The organism is Roseospira visakhapatnamensis (assembly GCF_014197915.1).
Classification (GTDB): Bacteria; Pseudomonadota; Alphaproteobacteria; order Rhodospirillales; family Rhodospirillaceae; genus Rhodospira; species Rhodospira visakhapatnamensis.
Map to the genome: position 1 here is coordinate 1 of NZ_JACIGK010000083.1, position 1,719 is coordinate 1,719.

4 protein-coding genes are annotated in these 1,719 nt (G+C 70.0%); all 4 read right to left on the bottom strand.

All coding sequences use genetic code 11. From position 1 onward, the window contains the following. Positions 1–281: hypothetical protein (locus tag GGD89_RS19530; RefSeq protein ID WP_221238580.1), on the bottom strand; the 281-nt coding region annotated here is incomplete at its 3' end. Then, positions 278–592, bottom strand: a complete 315-nt coding sequence (locus tag GGD89_RS19535; RefSeq protein WP_184049199.1) for a hypothetical protein — start codon at positions 590–592, stop codon at positions 278–280. The genes GGD89_RS19530 and GGD89_RS19535, both read right to left, overlap by 4 nt. Then, the gene (locus tag GGD89_RS19540; RefSeq protein ID WP_184049202.1) at positions 585–767 is read right to left on the bottom strand and encodes a hypothetical protein; all 183 of its coding nucleotides are present in this window, start codon (positions 765–767) and stop codon (positions 585–587) included. The genes GGD89_RS19535 and GGD89_RS19540 overlap by 8 nt, the downstream gene beginning before the upstream one ends. Before the next feature lie 10 nt (positions 768–777). Beyond that, positions 778–1,719, bottom strand: a 942-nt coding sequence (locus tag GGD89_RS19545) for a toprim domain-containing protein (protein ID WP_221238581.1), incomplete at its 5' end; no start/stop codon positions are given.

Here is a 1,719-nt window from a genome sequence, read left to right on the forward strand (position 1 = left end):
TCGAGGGACGACGACCGTTTGCCGCTCACCGTTCCGCTTCGGTTTTTCGCCAGATAGGGGCACCAGTCGAACACCGTGGGATCGAAACGCTCGAAGCCGGGAACCGGTTTGTTGGTGTGCCGCCCATAGGGCTGGTCCGTGTGGGCGAGCCGCTCGACGAGTCCCAGGATTTGGATGGGATTGTCGCAGGCTGGGCAGACGGCGAACTGCCGTTCCTTGCCCTCTTTCTGATACCAGGGAGGTTGTTTCTTGGTGTCCTCCTCGAAGGCCGAGATCGTCAACGGTCTTTCCTCGATGACTCGGGGGAACAGTTTGTATACGCGCATGGGCGTTCAACTCCGCCATGGAACAACTCCTCTGCGATATCATGATCCATGGCGACCAGGGTCCACCACTGCACCGGAAGGGGCGGGATGGCGCCTTGCGTTTGCACGAGCCGCAGGCCCTTGAGCACGGTCGGCAGGTCGATGGCCAGGGTCTCGGTCCCGACCCGGGCGACGTAATAGGCATGGATCCCCTGATGGGGACAGGTGTCCTCCACCAGGGCCTCGACGATCGCGCGGTTGGCGACGACGGCGCCGGGGTCAATCATGCTGGCTCTCCCTGGTGTCGAGGAGGTCCGGGGGCAGGCTGTCCCACCACGCTTTCGGCGGGGGCGGGACGAAGCCGCCGTCGACGGCGGCCCGCAGGCAGCGGATCAGGTCCGGGGTCTCCAGACAGAAGCGGAGGTCTCCGGCTTGCAGGGCGAGACTGACGTGTCTGGTCATGGCGTGGTCCTCACAGCCCCAGGGCGGGGGCCTTGGGTTTGACCTTGGTGTTGGCCATGGTCCTGGCCCGGTCCTGGCGGGTGCCGAGCCCGAGGGTCGCCAGGATGGCCCGGGTGGCGGCGGGACCGCGCGCGCCGGCGAGGTCGTTCCAGTCGGTCAGGCCCCGGGCGCGCTCGGCGGCGGTGAAGGGCGGCACGATGACGCGCGCGTCGACCGCGCGGGCGGCGGCGACGGCCTTGGTGAGCCCCGGATTGTCCGGCCGGGCGTGATCGTCGTCGGCGGCGATCACCAGGCCGCGCCCGGGCATGGTCTGGCGCAGGGTGGTGGCGACCGCCTCCAGGTTGCCGGCGTCCAGGGCGACGGCCACGCCGAGGCCGGTGGCGCCGTGGAGGGTGGCGCCGGTGGCATAGCCCTCGGCCACCAGCAGCGGCCCTTTGGGGTCACCGTCGATCGTGGCGCACAGGCCGCTCTTGCGGCCCTGGTGCAGGAAGCGCTTGGTGCCGTCGGCGTCGATGGTCTGCACGTTCCACAGGGCGCCGGCGCCGTCGCGCAGCGGCAGCAGAAGCTTGTTGTCCCCGGTGACGCGCAGGTCCGCCAGCGGCGGCACACCCTTGCGGACCAGATAGGGGTGGTCCGCCGGCGCCGGGGCGGCGTTGGCATGGAGGCCGAAGGCCCGCTTGGCGGCGTCGCGCTGCTGGGCCTGGCGGTCCTCCGCCTGTTGGGCCTGGCGGGCCTGGGACTCGGTCTTGAGGCGGTCCAGGTCGGCCGGATCGAGGTGATGTCCGGTGGCGATCCACTTCTCGGCGACGCCGCCGGCGCGGTAGTTCATGATCAGCCCGTTGGGCACGCCGTCGTCGAGGAAGCCCTTGTAGGAGCCGGACTGTTTGCCCGCCGTGTCGCCCTCGACGGCGACGCGGTGCCAGCGGCCGTCCATGGCGGGCGGCTCTTTCAG